The following is a 14,635-nucleotide window of genomic DNA, read 5'->3' as shown; positions in this document are numbered from 1 at the left end:
GCGAGTCTACGGGCTAATACGCGCTGAGCAGATCGACCTTCGCATTGGCCGCGACCAGCCGCCGCGCCAGGATCGCGGCGAGGTTGCGCATGATCTTCAGCGACGTTTCGGGGTGCAGGCGGCGGTAGTCGGCAAAGCTGTCGAGCGGCAGCTCGAGGCAGGTGACGGGCGTATCGGCAAAGACGTCGGCGCTGCGGCTCTGCTCCAGCATCGCCATCTCGCCGAACTCCATGCCGGGGCCGAGGGATGCGAGGCGCACGCCGCTGCGAAGCTTCACGCTGACCATCCCGCTCTGGAGAAAGAACAGCGAATTGGCGGGCTCGCCGGCGCCGATGATGCGCTGGCCGGCGGCGTAGTGCCGTGTGGTCGAGAGCTTGACGATTGCGGCGATCTCCTCCGCATCCAGTTCGGCGAGGAGCGCCTGCTCGCCGAGATGCGCGCTCTCCTTGACGTCAGTGAAGCCACCGAACCGGTAGATCACCTGGTCCTCGGCCCATTCGATGGCATCGTCGAGCAGGACGAAGCGGCGCAGCCGTCGCGGCTCGGCCGTACGGGCGGCGATCGCGCCCCACACCGCGGAGGCCTCCTCGAAGCCGGACAGGATGCCGGTGACGCCGGCATTGCCGAGCGCGGTCAAGGTCTCGCCGAGCAACTCCGCACCGGCCGCGGTGATGTCGGGAACGCGGCGGAAATCGATGATCAGCAGCGGCGCATTCGGCGGCTCGCTGGTAAGCCGTCGCGTGACGTAGTCGATCGTGCCGAAATTCATCGCGCCAACCAGCTCGAGCACGCGGATGTCGCTATGACGCTCGTCGAGGATCTGCTGCTCGTGCGGCTGGCGGCTGCGACGCGAGGAGATGCCGTAGACGTCGTAATCCGCCATGATGCTGGTGCGCACGTCCGCGTTGCGGTTGAGCATGTGCAGGTCGAACCGCGCCGACAGCGCCTCGCAGACCTTCAGGCCGCGCACGCTGTTGTAATGGTTGTCGAGCAGCGGCGAGAAGGTGCCGAGCCCGAGCTGCGAGGGCAGCGCCGCGACGATGCCGCCGCCGACGCCGCTCTTGGCGGGGATGCCGACGCGATAGGTCCACTCACCGGCATAATCATACATGCCCGAGCTCGTCATCACCGACAGCGTGCGCGCGACGATGTGCGGCGTGATGACCTGGACGCCCGTGACCGGATTGATGCCGCGATTGGCGAGGGTTGCCGCCATCACTGCGAGGTCGCGCGCGGTGACCAGGATCGCGCATTGACGGAAATAGACGTCGAGCACGGCATCGACGTCGTCGGGCAGCACCGCGTAATTCCGCAGCAGCCAGGCAATCGCACGGTTGCGGTTGCCGGTGGCGGTCTCCGAGGCGTGCACGGCCTCGTCGACGCCGAGCTCGCGGCCGGCGAACTGGCTGAGCTTTGAGCGGACGCGCTCGAAGGCGCCCTTCCCGTCCACCTCATAGATCAGCCCCGAGCAGGCGATCGCGCCGGCATTGACCATGGGATTGAAAGGACGGTTGTCGTTGGTGAGCCGGATCGAGTTGAAGGCTTCGCCGCTCGGCTCGACGCCGATGGTGGCAGCGACGCGCGCCTCACCGACCATCTCCAGCGCCAGCGCGAAGACGAAGGCCTTGGACACCGACTGGATCGTGAACGGCACGTCGCTGTTGCCGACTTCGTAGACGTGGCCGTCGATGGTGACGAGCGCGATGCCGAAATGATCGGGATTGGCGCGCTTCAGCTCGGGGATGTAGTCGGCAAGCTCGCCGGAATTGTCGGTGCGGAATTCGGCGTGGCAATCGGCCAGGAAACGCCGCAGCGGTGGCTTGGTGAGATATCCGGTCAAGCGGGGCGAACTGGCTTCGCTGGCGGAACGGCTGGTCTGGGCGTCCACGATCTCACACCTCAATTTGCCCAAAATCGAAGCAATTCGCGTGCCATGCATACTGGTGGTGTCATGGTGAGGGACGATGCCCCGCTTACGTCTCCGAATGGACTTCAGCGCGCGTCGGAGGGCGCCCGCGGCTTGAGCAGCCGGGCGCAGACGAGGCCCAGCACCACCATGATCGCAGCGCTCGCGAGCAGCGTCGGCATCTTGCCGGCATGCTGGAGGCCGACGCCGTAGGCGAGCGGCCCGACCGTCTGCCCCATGAAGAAGAAGAACGAATGCAGCGACATCGCGGTCGCCCGCGCCCCGATCGACAGCTCGCTGGCAAACACCTGCAGGCAGCCATGGATCATGTAGAACCCCCAGCCCAACGCCAGCATGCTGGCGAATTGCAGCTTCCAGCCGGGACCGAAAGCAAGCGCACAGAGCTGCAACGCCACGAGGCTGCCGCCCGTGATCATCATGCCCTTGACGCCGAGCCGCGGCAGCATGCGCGATACGGTGAGAGTGTAGAGCAACCCGCCGACCGCAAACCCCGCGATCACGATGCCCGCGATCGAGAGCGATTTCTCGCCGAGATCGAACAGGAACGCGGCGATGAAGGGAAACAGGCCGAACACGCAGCAACCTTCGACGAACACTGCCGAATAGCAGAAGCGCGTGTTGGGATTGGAGAAGATCGTGCGGTAGCCCTGCCGCAACGTCTTGAAGTCCGTCTTCGGCGGCGCCGTCAGCGCGGCTCCGCGGAAGCCTGCCGCAACCGCCACGGCCGCAATCAGGCCGAGTGCGCCGAGGATCACGAGCACGCCGCGCCAGCCGATGAAATCGCCGATGATTCCGCTGGCGGATGAGCCGAGCAGATTGCCGGTCATCGAGCCCGCCATCGTGCGTCCGATCGCAACCTGCCGCTTGGCGGGCGCAACGAGATCGGCGGTCAGGCCGAGCGCAACCGGAAACACGCCGCCCGCGGCGATGCCGGCGAGGATGCGGCTTGCGAACAGGCCCGAGAAGGAGGTGGCGAGAGCGCCCAGGATGCAGGCGACGCCGAGCAGCGCCAGGCAGGCCGTCATCAATCGCGCCTTGCCGAACAGATCGGCGGCCGCCCCGATCGCCGGTTGAACCAGCGCGTAGATCAGGGCGAAGCCGGCCGCGATGCTCGCGGCCGTCGTGATGCTGATCGCGAAATCATCCGCAACATGCGGCAGGACAGGATCGAGCGCACGCGTCGACAGTGCGGCCGAGAAGCCGGCAAGCGCAATGATGTTGATCGCGGGCGGAAATTTTTGGTCGGACGACGGCCTGGTCACAGGCTGATGCATCAGCGCGTGCTGCCCTTTGAGGTACTATTTGACGTATTCTTGGCCAGGGCGTCGAATGCCATCAGCCTGGCGATCAGCCCTTCGAACTCCCGCAGCGGCACCATGTTCGGGCCATCCGAGGGCGCGCGATCGGGATCGGGATGGGTCTCGATGAAGACGCCGGCAACGCCGACCGCAACCGCGGCGCGCGCCAGCACCGGTACGAATTCGCGCTCGCCGCCGGAGGAGGTGCCCTTCCCGCCCGGCTGCTGCACCGAGTGGGTGGCGTCGAAGATCACGGGCGCGCCGGTGGTGCGTGCCATGATCGGCAGCGCACGCATGTCGGAGACAAGCGTGTTGTAGCCGAAGGACGCACCGCGCTCGGTGACGAGCACGTTGGGATTGTTGGCGCTCGTGATCTTGGTCACGACATTGGCCATGTCCCACGGCGCCAGGAACTGCCCCTTCTTGACGTTGACGACCTTGCCGGTCGCGGCCGCCGCCAGCAGCAGATCGGTCTGCCGGCACAGGAACGCCGGGATCTGCAGGACGTCCACGGCCTGCGCCACCTCGGCGCATTGCGTGGCTTCGTGCACGTCGGTCAGGACAGGCAGGCCGAGCGATGAGCGGATTTCGGCGAAGATAGGCAACGATTGCGCCAAGCCGAGCCCGCGCGCCGCCGAAGCGCTGGTGCGGTTGGCCTTGTCGAAGGAAGTCTTGTAGACGAGCCCGATGTTCAGCCGCGCCGCGATCTCCTTCAGCGCGGAGGCCACCTCCAGCGCATGCTGGCGGCTTTCGAGCTGGCAGGGCCCGGCAATGATGGCGATCGGCAGATCATTGCCGAATTTGACCCGGCCAATGGTGACGATCGGCGCAGCTGAATTCGAAGAGTTCAAGGCAAATCCCTCGTTTCGCCGCGACCATAGCCGCCGCGAAGGTCGGATCAACCCTATTCGGCCCGGGCCATCCGAATATCAGGGTTGCGCCGGGGCTGCCGGCGCCGCCCTTGAGGTTCCTACTTCACCGCCGAGAAGGCAGTCGGCGTCAGCAGCTGGCTGAAGATGTTGTCGACGATCTGGCCGTCCGCTTCGCTCTCGGCGCGCGCTTTCATCCAGTCCGGATCGGTCGCGAACTTGCCCCACTTCGTCTCGCGCTCGGCAAGCGACTCCCAGGCCAGGAAATAGGTCAGCTCCTGGTTGGATTCGCCGATCAGGGTGGTGAAGAACCCGGCCTGCCTGATGCCGTGCTTCTCCCACAGCTTCAGCGTCACGGTCTCGAACCGCTTCAACAGCGCCGGCAGGCGGCCGGGCACGCAGCGATAGACGCGCATTTCGTAGATCATTCATTCTTCTCCCTGAACAGGTCCGCGGTTATAGCGGCTGGCCCGGACGGTGTCTTGAGCCCCGCCCGGCCGCCCCCTGTGGCGTTCTGCGCATGGCTTGAGCTTCGGCGCTGCGCCAGCCTCCCGCAATGCTGCCGCAATGGTCGGGCCGCTAGAAAGGCTCGGTTGCGGTTCAGGTGCCTGTCACATGCGGATTTTGCTGGTCGAGGATGAAGCGGAAATGGCCTGCGCGCTGGCCTCGGCGCTGAAGCGCTACGACATGGTGGTGGACCATGCCCCGACGCTGGCCGAGGCGGAGGAGGCCATTTCGGCCGACGTCCATGCCGCGGTCCTGCTCGATCGCCAGCTTCCTGACGGCGATGGCCTGGCGCTGATCCCAAAGCTCCGCGCGCGCGCGGACGGCGTGCCGATCATTGTGCTGACTGCGCGCGGCGAGCTCGCCGACCGCATCGCCGGGCTCGATAGCGGCGCCGACGACTATCTGGCCAAACCGTTTGCAGTCGAGGAACTGCTGGCGCGGCTGCGTGCCGTCCTGCGGCGGCCCGCGGGCCTCTCCCCCGAAATCATCCGTGCCGGCCGCCTCGCCTTCGATCTCGGCCATCGCGAAGCCAGCATCGACGGCCAGCCATTCGAGCTGCCCCGCCGCGAGCTGCTGGTGCTCGAAGCCTTGGTCCGCCGCATCGGGCGGACCGTGCTGCGCGCGGCGCTCGAAGAGGCGGTCTACAATTTCGACGACGAGATACAGTCCAACGCGCTGGATACACATATCTCGCGACTGCGGCGAAAGCTCGCGGAGGCCGACGCGGGCGTCGAGATCCACGGCATTCGCGGCGTCGGCTACCTCCTCAAGAAGCTGCCAGCCTGAAGACGCCAACATGAGCAAACACGACGATCCCTATTGCCTGCGCTCGCGATTGAGCTGGCGTCTGCTCTCGCTCCAGGCCGCGATCCTGGTCGCGCTGGTTGCAGTCGTCCTGACCGCGCTTTGCGCCTCCGGCTTCGTTCTGGCCGGGCGCGACGAGGACCGTGTCATCGACGTCGTCCAGCACGCGCTCACGCGCGACGCGCAAGGTGGACTGGTCTTGCGATCGACCGCCGCACTGCAGCAGTTGCGCAGCGAGACGCCTGACCTCTGGTTCCTGGTGCGCGACAAGCAGGGACATTCGCTCCGCGAAGGCGCCGTGCCGGCCGAATTCGCCGCGATCGGCAACGGCCTCGACCAGATCAGCCAGGCGCGGCTCGGCTGGCAGATGTTCGAGGACGATCCGCGCAAGCCGGCCGCGCGGCTGAAGCGGGTCGACACCGATGCGGGCAACGTGCAAATCATCACGGCGACACAAGGACGTCTGACCGGCGCCAAGGCGCTGTTCGCGACCTCCCTCGCGTTGCTCGGCATCGCCCTGCCCGGCCTGCTCCTGATGGGAACGGCGACGTTCATTGCGACGCCGATGATCGTGCGGCGCGCGTTCAGGGGGCTCGATACCGCAGCCGACGAGGCACGGCGCATCGACATCCATCAGCGCGGCGCGCGGCTCCCGGTGGAGCGTATTCCGCTGGAAGTCGTGCCGCTGGTGACCGCCATCAACGACGCGCTGGCGCGGCTCGACCAGGGCTATGCTCGCCACAAACGCTTCGTCGCCGATGCCGCGCACGAGCTGCGCACGCCGATCGCGATCCTGAACACGCGGCTGGAGTCACTGGCCCCTGGGCCGGACAAGACCCGTCTGCTGGAGGATGCCGCGCGGCTGGCGACGCTCGCCGAGCAGTTGCTCGATATCCAGCGGCTCGACCGCTGCGGCCATCCCTTCACACGGGTCGATCTCGTCGCCGTTGCGCAAAGCGTCGCCGCCGACCTCGCGCCGCTGGCAATTGCCGCCGGCTACGAGTTGGCCCTCGACGCGCCGGCAACACCGATCGAGACGATGGGCGATGCGGCGGCGCTGGAGCGCGCGCTCACCAATCTCGTGCAGAATGCGATCCAGCACGGCCCGCGCCGCGGCACGATCGGGATTCGCGTCAGCAGGCCGGCGAGTGTCGAGGTCACCGACGAAGGCGCCGGCATCCCCGTCGATCAGCGCGAGCAGATCTTCGAGCCGTTCTACCGGCTGACGCCGCTCGATCGCGGTGCCGGCCTCGGTCTCAACATGGTGCGCGAGATCGTGCAGCTGCATGGCGGCCACGTCTCGGTGGCGGACCGACCGGACGGCGGCGCCTGTTTCCGGATGGCGCTGCCGGAAGTGCGGCAGAGCTGATTCAATTCGCATTCGCACTCCATAGCGCAATGCTCTCGCAATGCGCTCCCGCGACACTGCATCCGTAGCACCTCCGTCGAGGTGCAAACCAAGATGCCGGAGTGCGCATGCCCAACGATTTTCTTTCGTTTTTCGTGTCCTGGATGTCGTCCCCGCGCCGGGTGGGCGCGATCGTACCATCGGGTGCGGCGCTCGCCGATCTCATCACGCGCGAGATCAGTGCAACGACGGGCCCGATTCTCGAGCTCGGGCCCGGCACCGGCGCGTTCACCTACAAGCTGCTCAAACGCGGCGTCCGTCCGCAGGACCTCACGCTGATCGAATACGGCTCCGACTTCATGAAGCTCCTGCAAATGCGCTTTCCCGGGTCGCGCGTGCTGTGGATGGACGCGGCGCGGCTTGCGAACGAGCGCCTCTATGACGGCGCGCCCGTGGGCGCCGTCGTGAGCGGCCTGCCGCTGCTCAACATGAGCAGGCGACGGGTGATCTCGATCCTCAGCGGCGCGTTCGGCTATGTCCGCCCCGGTGGCGCCTTCTACCAGTTCACCTATGGCATGAGCTGTCCGATCCCGCGGCCCGTGCTCGATCGGCTGGGCCTGCGCGCAAAGCTCGTGGATCGTGCCTTGCTGAACGTGCCGCCCGCCGCCGTCTACCGGCTGACGCGGCGGCCACAGATGAAGCTGATCACGGGATCGCTTGCGCCTGAGCCGTCAACGCGGGTCGCTTTGGCGCCGATGCATCACGCGCGCGACTACTCCGCCGCGCGCTGAGCCGTCAGACCAGCCGGCTCTGCACCATGGCCGCCTGAATGAACGAGGCGAACAGCGGATGCGGCTCGAACGGCCGCGACTTCAGTTCGGGGTGGAACTGGACGCCGATGAACCAGGGATGATCCTCGTACTCGACGATCTCAGGCAGCACGCCGTCGGGCGACAGGCCGGAGAATTTCAGGCCATGCTGCTCGAGGCGATCCTTGTAGGCGGTGTTCACTTCGTAGCGGTGGCGGTGGCGCTCGGAAATCTCGGTGGCGCCGCCATAGACCTGCGAGACGCGGCTGCCGCGGTTGAGCGCGGCCGGATAGGCGCCAAGGCGCATCGTGCCGCCGAGATCGCCGGCCTGCGAGCGCTTCTCGAGCTCGTTGCCGCGCAGCCATTCCGTCATCAGGCCGACCAGGGGCTCCTTGGTCGGGCCGAACTCGGTGGAGTTGGCGTCCTCGATGCCGACGAGATTTCGCGCGGCCTCGATCACCGCCATCTGCATGCCGAAACAGATGCCGAAATACGGCACGTCGCGCTCGCGCGCGAACTGCGCCGCCTTGATCTTGCCCTCCGCGCCGCGCTGGCCGAATCCGCCCGGCACGAGGATGCCGTTGACGTGCTCGAGGAACGGCGCCGGATCCTCCTTCTCGAAGATCTCGCTCTCGATCCAGTCGAGATTGACCTTCACCTTGTTGGCGATGCCGCCATGCGAGAGCGCCTCGATCAGCGACTTGTACGCATCCTTCATGCCGGTGTACTTGCCGACGATGGCGATGGTCACGTTGCCTTCGGGATTGCGGATGCGCTCGTTGATCTGCTGCCAGCTCTGCAGAACCGGCGGAATCCGCGAGCCGATGCCGAAGGCGGCGAGCACCTCGTCGTCGAGGCCCGCGTTGTGGTAGGCCTCGGGCACGGCATAGATGTTGTCGACGTCGCGCGCCTCGATCACGGCGCTTTCGCGCACGTTGCAGAACAGGCCGAGCTTGCGCCGCTCTTCCTTCGGAATCTCGCGATCGGTGCGGCAGAGCAGGATGTCCGGCTGGATGCCGATCGAGCGCAGCTCCTTGACGGAGTGCTGCGTGGGCTTGGTCTTCAGTTCGCCGGCGCTCGGGATGTAGGGCAGCAGCGTGAGATGGATGTAGACGGCGTGATCGCGCGGCAGCTCGTTCTTGAGCTGGCGGATCGCCTCGAAGAACGGCAGGCCTTCGATGTCACCGACGGTGCCGCCGATCTCGACCAGCACGAAATCGTAATCGTCGTTGCCGTCGAGAACGAACTCCTTGATGGCGTTGGTGACGTGCGGAACCACCTGGATGGTCGCGCCGAGATAATCGCCGCGGCGCTCCTTGGTGATGATGTCCTGGTAGATGCGCCCCGTCGTGATGTTGTCGGCCTTGGTCGCCGGCCGGCCGGTGAAGCGCTCGTAGTGACCGAGGTCGAGATCGGTCTCCGCACCGTCATCGGTCACGAACACTTCGCCGTGCTGATACGGCGACATCGTTCCGGGATCGAGGTTGAGATAGGGGTCGAGCTTGCGGAGGCGGACCTTGTAGCCCCGGGCCTGCAGCAAGGCACCGAGTGCCGCTGAAGCGAGACCCTTGCCGAGCGAAGAAACCACGCCGCCGGTGATGAATATGTACCGCGCCATGGGACTTAACCTCTAATCCCTCGAATTCGATTCGCCAAAGCGATTCGTATTCCGCCCCAAACATTTTGCGGGCCTGTGGGTGAGCCAGAACTAAGAGTGGTGACAGTGCTTTGATGGGGATTGTTGATGCAGGACGGTAGCCGCCGCCCTGCATGGCCCCCCTGCTTTATTGCGAGCGCGGTACCTGCGGCCCGGTCGGGGCCGGCGGCGGCTGCTCATCGGCCTTCTTCAGCGTATCCAGGATGCCGCCCGAAGTCGGGGCTGTGATCGGCGATCCTCCGGCCGGCTGGCCCTGCGACGCGGGCGTGCCGATGATCGACGACGGCGCGCGGCTGTAGCCCGCGTGCCAGGACAGGAACATGCTGGTGAGGAAGAAGAGCCCAGCCAGGACCGCGGTGGTCCGCGTCAGGAGGTTCGCGGTACCGCGGCTGGACATGAAGCCCGCGCCGCCCCCCATGCCGAGGCCGCCGCCTTCCGACTTCTGGAGCAGGACGGCGCCGATCATGACGGCGACGATCATGAGGTGAATGACGATGACAACGGTCTGCATAGTGTCCTTCCGTCACAAGCGGGCGGCGCCTGACGGCGGCCTATCGCGCTTCGCGGGTTTTCCTGAAGTTGCGCGGTGTTACACGATCAGAGGGGGTATTGCCACCCCCGATCGGCCCAGAACCAAAGCTTTGGGTTAGCTAGGGACAGCCCTTGGCAATGGCAAGGAAATCGGCCGCCTTCAGGCTGGCGCCGCCGACCAGCGCGCCGTTGACGTTCTTCACGGCCATCAGCTCGGCCGCGTTTGAGGGCTTGACCGAGCCGCCGTAGAGGATCCGCATCTTCGTACCCTCGGCCTTGAACCGTGAGGTCAGGAGTTCCCGGATAAACCCATGAATCTGCTCGACATCCTGAGCCGTGGGGGTCAGCCCCGTCCCGATCGCCCAGACCGGCTCATAGGCCACGACCAGATTGGCGGCGGTCGAGGCATCCGGGAGCGAGCCGTCGAGCTGACCGCGCAGGATATCGAGGGTCTGGCCGGCGTCGCGCTGCCCTTGGGTCTCTCCAATGCAAACGATCGCCGTGACCCCAGCCCGCCAAGCCGCTTCGGCCTTGTGCCTGACCAGGGCATCGCTCTCGCCGTGATCGGCACGGCGCTCGGAATGGCCGACGATGATGGCCGTCGCGCCTGCATCTACTAGCATTTCGGCGGCGATATCGCCGGTATGAGCACCGGAGCTCTTCGGATGGCAATCCTGCGCCCCCACCGCAACGTTCTTGCCGTGTGCCTTCTGGGCAAAGGCGGCGATCAGCGTCGCCGGCGGGCAGACCAGCAAGTCGGTCTTCGCGACCACATCTGCCGCGCCATTGAGCATGGCGTCGAATTCGGCAGCCTGGGCCTTCAGGCCGTTCATTTTCCAGTTGCCGGCAATCAGCGGTCGGATGGCGTCGGTCATGTCAATTTCCAGCGATACGAGGTTGTTCATGCGCTAGCAGAGGACCTGCCGCAGTTCCAGATTCTTGTTCTGACGCGTTTTCTGACGAAAAACGCTTTGGGGCTTTTAACCGCAGCTTCTCGCCGTCGCATGACCCGAGGTTGCGGGGGGAAAGCCGCCACTTTATGATGATCTATCAATTTGGTGACGCGCTTTTGCGGAATCTGCATTAAGACGCGCTCCCGTTCCCCTCCTGACCAAACAAGTTGGACCAAATGCTTCGAGGAATGCGCAAGGCCTCATCAAACTGGCTCGGCAAGACCATTATGGCCGTGGTGATGGGTGTGTTGATCGTCAGTTTCGGCATTTGGGGCATCGCCGACATCTTCAGGGGCTTTGGCCAGTCCACTGTAGCCAAGATCGGCCGCACCGAGATTTCGCTGAACGAGTTCCGGCAGATCTACACTGACCGCCTGCAGCAGATCAGCCGCCAGTTCGGCCGTCCGCTGACGCCCGACCAGGCGCGCGCCTTCGGCCTCGACCGTCAGGTGCTGCAGCAGACGATCGCGGAAGCTGCCCTCGACGAAGAGGCACGCCGGCTCGGGCTCGGCCAATCCGACGAGCAGATCCGCCAGGTCATCATGAACGACCCCAACTTCAAGGGCGTCGGCGGCAACTTCGATGCGAACCGCTTCCAGGCCGTGATCCGCAATTTCGGCTACACCGAGCAGCGTTACGTCGCCGAGCAGCGCAAGGTGTCGCTGCGCCGGCAGCTCACCGGCACGATCGGGGCCGGCATCGAGCCGCCGAAGGCCATGATCGACGTGCTGACGCGCTTCCAGAACGAGCAGCGCTCGATCGAATTCGTCAAGCTCGACGCGGCCCAAGCAGGTACCATCGACGCGCCCTCGCCCGAGGCGCTCGCCGCCTATTTCGAGGACCACAAGGTCCAGTTCCGCGCGCCCGAATATCGCAAGATCGCCTTCGTCGTGATCTCGCCGGAAGAGATCGGCAAATGGTCCGAGGTCTCCGACGAGGACGCGAAGAAATTGTTCGAGCAGCGCAAGGACCGGCTCGGCACCCCGGAGAAGCGCAAGATTCAGCAGCTTGTGTTCCCCAACGCCGCCGAGGCGCAGGCCGCGCGCGAGCGCCTCGTCGGCGGAATGTCGTTCGAGGACCTCGGCAAGGAGCGCGGGCTGACCGCCTCCGACGTCGATCTCGGGCTCGTGACCAAGTCGGCGCTCGATGCCGCGGTCGGCGATGCCGCCTTCGCGCTGCCGGCAGGTGAGATCAGCCAGCCGATCCAGGGCGCCCTCGGCACCTCCATCGTCAAGGTCGACAAGATCGAGCCGGGTGTCGAAGCCGACTACGCGAAGCTTGCCGGCGACATCAAGCGCGAGATCGCGACTGAGCGCGCGCGCGTCAAGGTCGCCGACCTGCGCGACAAGATGGAAGACGAGCGCGGCGGCGGCTCCAGCGTGATCGATGCGGCGCAGAAGCTCGGCCTCACCGCCGTGACCATCGACGCCGTCGATCGCTCCGGCCGCGGCCCGAACGGCCAGCCGGTGGCCAACATCCCGCAGGGCCTCGACGTGGTGTCGCAGGCCTTCAACACCGATGTCGGCGTCGACAACGACGCGATCTCGTTCAAGGGCGGCTATGTCTGGTACGACGTGCTTGCGATCACGCCGTCGCGCGACCGTAGTCTCGACGAGGTCCGCGACCAGGTCGAGGCGCGCTGGCGTCAGGACCAGATCGCGACCAAGCTGAAGGCCAAGGCGACCGAAATGGTGCAGAAGCTCGAAGCGGGCGGCAAGCTCGCGGACGAGGCCGCCGCGATCGGCGCCAAGGTCGAGACCGCAACCGGCTTCAAGCGCGACGACTCGCCCGCCAGCGTGCCCGGCACCGTCGTGGCGGCCGCATTCCGTACCGCCAAGGATGCCGTCGCTCAGACGCCCGTGAGCGGCGGCAGCGAGGTGATCGTGTTCCGCGTCACCGACATCGTCGAGCCCCCGGTCGATGCCGCCTCGGAGGCGGTCAAGAAGCTGAAGGACAGCCTCGACCGTGCCCTGACCGAGGAGCAGGTCGCCTCCTACGTCAACAAGCTTGAAACCGACATCGGGACCACCATTAATCAGGCCGCCTTCGCGCAGGTGACCGGCGCGAACCAGTGAGTTGAAAGCACGCGATGGACGACCTGAAATCGATTATTGGAAAAGTGGCGACCGGCGCCAGCCTGTCGCGTGACGAAGCCGCATCCGCCTTCGATGCCATGATGTCGGGCGAGGCGACGCCCTCGCAGATGGGCGGTCTGTTGATGGCGCTGCGGGTGCGCGGCGAGACCGTGGATGAGATCACCGGCGCAGTCGCGGCAATGCGATCCAAGATGCTGACCGTGACGGCACCGCCAGACGCGGTCGACATCGTCGGCACAGGCGGCGACGGCTCGGGCTCGGTCAACGTCTCGACCTGCGCCTCCTTCATCGTCGCAGGCGCCGGTGTGCCGGTGGCCAAGCACGGCAACCGCGCGCTGTCGTCGCGCTCGGGTGCCGCCGACGTGCTGGCTTCGCTCGGGGTGAAGATCGACCTCAAGCCGCAGCAAGTCGGGCGCTGCGTGCGCGAATGCGGCATCGGCTTCATGTTCGCCCCGGCCCACCATCCCGCGATGAAGAACGTCGGCCCGACCCGGGTCGAGCTGGCGACCCGCACGATCTTCAACCTGCTCGGCCCGCTGTCGAACCCTGCCGGCGTGAAGCGGCAAATGGTCGGTGTGTTCTCCAGGCAATGGGTGCAGCCGCTGGCGCAGGTGCTCAAGAACCTCGGCTCCGAATCCGCGTGGGTCGTGCACGGCTCTGATGGACTCGACGAGATCACCCTCACCGGCCCGACCTTCGTGTCCGCGCTTCAGAACGGCGAGATCCGCAATTTCGAGGTGACACCGGAGGAAGCCGGGCTCTCATGCTGCGAGACCGGTGCGCTCAAGGGCGGCGATGCCGACGCCAATGCGATCGCGCTGCAAAGCGTGCTCAACGGCAAGCCGAGTCCCTACCGCGACGTGGCGTTGATGAACGCCGCGGCCGCACTGGTCGTGGCCGGACGTGCCAAGGACCTCAAGGAGGGCGTTGCGATCGGCGCAAAATCGCTCGACAGCGGCGCCGCGAACGCGCGGCTGAAACATCTGATCGCGGTCTCCAACGCCTGAGCCTGACATGTCGGACATCCTGACCAAGATCGAGGCGTACAAGCGCGAGGAGATCGCCGCGGCCAAGCGCGCGCAGCCGCTGTCCGAGGTAGAGGCCAAGGCCAAGGCGCAGCCCGCGCCGCGCGGCTTCGTACGCGCGATCAGGGCCAAGCATGCCAATCGCGACTACGCGCTGATTGCCGAGATCAAGAAGGCCTCGCCGTCGAAAGGATTGATCCGCGCCGATTTCGATCCGCCTGATCTTGCCAAGGCCTATGAGGCCGGCGGCGCTGCGTGCCTATCGGTGCTGACGGACACGCCATCGTTCCAGGGCCATCTTGACTTCATGGTGGCCGCGCGCGCGGCAACCTCGCTGCCGGTGCTGCGCAAGGATTTCATGTTCGACACCTACCAGGTGGCCGAAGCCCGCGCACATGGCGCCGACTGCATCCTGATCATCATGGCCGCGCTCGACGACGCCACCGCCAAGGACCTCGAAGACGCGGCCCTCGCCTACGGCATGGATGTGCTGATCGAGATCCACGACCGTGCCGAGCTCGACCGGGCGCTGAAGCTGCGTTCGCCGATGATCGGCGTCAACAACCGCAATCTGCGCACCTTCCAGACTACGCTCGCGACCAGCGAAACGCTGGCGCCGCTGATCCCAAGGGACAGGCTGATGGTCGGCGAAAGCGGCATCTCCACCCCTGCCGATCTCGCCCGGCTCGAGCGGGTCGGCATGTCGACCTTCCTGGTCGGCGAGAGCCTGATGCGGCAGGCCGACGTGACCGCAGCCACGCGAACGCTGCTCGCGCGCGAGAACGCAGCGCGCGCGACGGGCACGCGCTGA

Annotated in this window: 13 protein-coding genes; 6 read left to right on the top strand and 7 right to left on the bottom strand. The window is 66.0% G+C overall.

Annotation, left to right across the window (positions count from 1 at the left end; all coding sequences use genetic code 11):
* Positions 1-13 precede the first annotated feature (13 nt).
* The 4 genes from glsA to ACRQ5Q_RS20505 form a co-directional block, all read right to left on the bottom strand.
* Positions 14-1,888, bottom strand: coding sequence for a glutaminase A (gene glsA, locus ACRQ5Q_RS20520; RefSeq protein ID WP_439392166.1), 1,875 nt, complete (start codon positions 1,886-1,888; stop codon positions 14-16).
* Positions 1,889-1,992: 104 nt separating this feature from the next.
* The gene (locus ACRQ5Q_RS20515; protein WP_439368324.1) at positions 1,993-3,201 is read right to left on the bottom strand and encodes an MFS transporter; all 1,209 of its coding nucleotides are present in this window, start codon (positions 3,199-3,201) and stop codon (positions 1,993-1,995) included.
* Complete coding sequence (gene kdsA / locus ACRQ5Q_RS20510; RefSeq protein WP_439368325.1) at positions 3,201-4,076, bottom strand: 3-deoxy-8-phosphooctulonate synthase; 876 nt, start codon at positions 4,074-4,076, stop codon at positions 3,201-3,203. The genes ACRQ5Q_RS20515 and kdsA overlap by 1 nt, the downstream gene beginning before the upstream one ends.
* A gap of 119 nt (positions 4,077-4,195) precedes the next feature.
* Positions 4,196-4,522 (bottom strand): NIPSNAP family protein, encoded by a 327-nt coding sequence (locus tag ACRQ5Q_RS20505; RefSeq protein WP_439392165.1) that lies wholly within the window; start codon positions 4,520-4,522, stop codon positions 4,196-4,198.
* 187 nt (positions 4,523-4,709) lie between these two features.
* Between ACRQ5Q_RS20505 and ACRQ5Q_RS20500 the strand changes: the two genes are divergently transcribed.
* The 3 genes from ACRQ5Q_RS20500 to ACRQ5Q_RS20490 all read left to right on the top strand — a co-directional run bounded on the left by ACRQ5Q_RS20500 (position 4,710) and on the right by ACRQ5Q_RS20490 (position 7,544).
* Complete coding sequence (locus ACRQ5Q_RS20500; protein WP_439368328.1) at positions 4,710-5,387, top strand: response regulator; 678 nt, start codon at positions 4,710-4,712, stop codon at positions 5,385-5,387.
* Between the two features lie 10 nt (positions 5,388-5,397).
* The gene (locus ACRQ5Q_RS20495) at positions 5,398-6,774 is read left to right on the top strand and encodes a sensor histidine kinase (protein WP_439392164.1); all 1,377 of its coding nucleotides are present in this window, start codon (positions 5,398-5,400) and stop codon (positions 6,772-6,774) included.
* Positions 6,775-6,881: 107 nt separating this feature from the next.
* A complete protein-coding gene (locus tag ACRQ5Q_RS20490) occupies positions 6,882-7,544 on the top strand; it encodes a class I SAM-dependent methyltransferase (RefSeq protein ID WP_439392163.1) in 663 nt (220 codons plus the stop codon).
* A gap of 4 nt (positions 7,545-7,548) precedes the next feature.
* Here ACRQ5Q_RS20490 and ACRQ5Q_RS20485 read toward each other — a convergent pair whose 3' ends face one another.
* The 3 genes from ACRQ5Q_RS20485 to tpiA all read right to left on the bottom strand — a co-directional run bounded on the left by ACRQ5Q_RS20485 (position 7,549) and on the right by tpiA (position 10,625).
* A complete protein-coding gene (locus ACRQ5Q_RS20485; protein WP_439368332.1) occupies positions 7,549-9,180 on the bottom strand; it encodes a CTP synthase in 1,632 nt (543 codons plus the stop codon).
* A gap of 166 nt (positions 9,181-9,346) precedes the next feature.
* On the bottom strand, positions 9,347-9,730 hold the full coding sequence (gene secG / locus ACRQ5Q_RS20480; RefSeq protein WP_439368333.1) for a preprotein translocase subunit SecG: 384 nt from the start codon (positions 9,728-9,730) through the stop codon (positions 9,347-9,349).
* 139 nt (positions 9,731-9,869) lie between these two features.
* The gene (tpiA, locus tag ACRQ5Q_RS20475; RefSeq protein ID WP_439368334.1) at positions 9,870-10,625 is read right to left on the bottom strand and encodes a triose-phosphate isomerase; all 756 of its coding nucleotides are present in this window, start codon (positions 10,623-10,625) and stop codon (positions 9,870-9,872) included.
* 254 nt (positions 10,626-10,879) lie between these two features.
* Between tpiA and ACRQ5Q_RS20470 the strand changes: the two genes are divergently transcribed.
* From ACRQ5Q_RS20470 to trpC, 3 genes are read left to right on the top strand one after another with little or no spacing between them, the layout of a single operon-like run.
* Positions 10,880-12,778 (top strand): SurA N-terminal domain-containing protein, encoded by a 1,899-nt coding sequence (locus ACRQ5Q_RS20470; protein ID WP_439399678.1) that lies wholly within the window; start codon positions 10,880-10,882, stop codon positions 12,776-12,778.
* Between the two features lie 14 nt (positions 12,779-12,792).
* Positions 12,793-13,806, top strand: coding sequence for an anthranilate phosphoribosyltransferase (gene trpD, locus ACRQ5Q_RS20465; RefSeq protein WP_439368337.1), 1,014 nt, complete (start codon positions 12,793-12,795; stop codon positions 13,804-13,806).
* Positions 13,807-13,813: 7 nt separating this feature from the next.
* Positions 13,814-14,635, top strand: a complete 822-nt coding sequence (trpC, locus tag ACRQ5Q_RS20460; protein ID WP_439368338.1) for an indole-3-glycerol phosphate synthase TrpC — start codon at positions 13,814-13,816, stop codon at positions 14,633-14,635.

Source organism: Bradyrhizobium sp. PMVTL-01 (genome assembly GCF_051861855.1).
Taxonomy (GTDB): Bacteria; Pseudomonadota; Alphaproteobacteria; order Rhizobiales; family Xanthobacteraceae; genus Bradyrhizobium.
This window is presented reverse-complemented; position numbering and strand designations above follow the sequence as displayed.